General features: G+C 36.0%; 1 protein-coding gene. It reads left to right on the forward strand.

All coding sequences use genetic code 11. The annotated features are described in order from the left end of the window. Nucleotides 1–82: 82 nt before the first annotated feature. Nucleotides 83–519: transposase (locus TE34_RS07775; protein WP_047984261.1), on the forward strand; the 437-nt coding region annotated here is incomplete at its 3' end.

Below are 519 nucleotides of genomic sequence, written 5' to 3' on the forward strand. Positions count from 1 at the left end.
ATGAATTTACAAAAATAAAAAGAGCTCCTATTGTAGAAGTGAGACCGTACTTGTTCCCAAATCTTCTACAAAGGAGCACTATATGCGTAATAAAAGTATAGGTCATAAACAGTTAATTAGTCAATGTTTATCCGTTTTACCTACAGAAGTTTTTTCATCTCCTCTATTAAACTACGAGTATGACAAACTATCTGTTGACGCATTAATGAAAGTATTTGTGGCTGCCCAATTAGATAAGTGGGAATCTTATGAGGATATGGAGGAAAGGCTTCGTGCGAACCCTGAATTTCGAAAGTCTATCAACCTTCCAAGTATTAGTGGTTCCCAACTTAGCCGTAGAATCAATACTCTGCCTACCGAATATGCACAGGAATTATTTCAAAGAGTGGTACAAATTCTTCAGGATTTAACGAAGGATCATAAAGGAATTAGTCCAGAAATAGGACTTTTAAAGGTAGTTGATTCTACACATATAAAACTTCCTCCAGAGCTTTGTGAATGGGCTTATGTTACCAAAGG

The sequence above is a fragment of the Ornithinibacillus californiensis genome (genome assembly GCF_001038485.1).
GTDB classification, from domain to species: domain Bacteria; phylum Bacillota; class Bacilli; order Bacillales; family Amphibacillaceae; genus Ornithinibacillus; species Ornithinibacillus californiensis.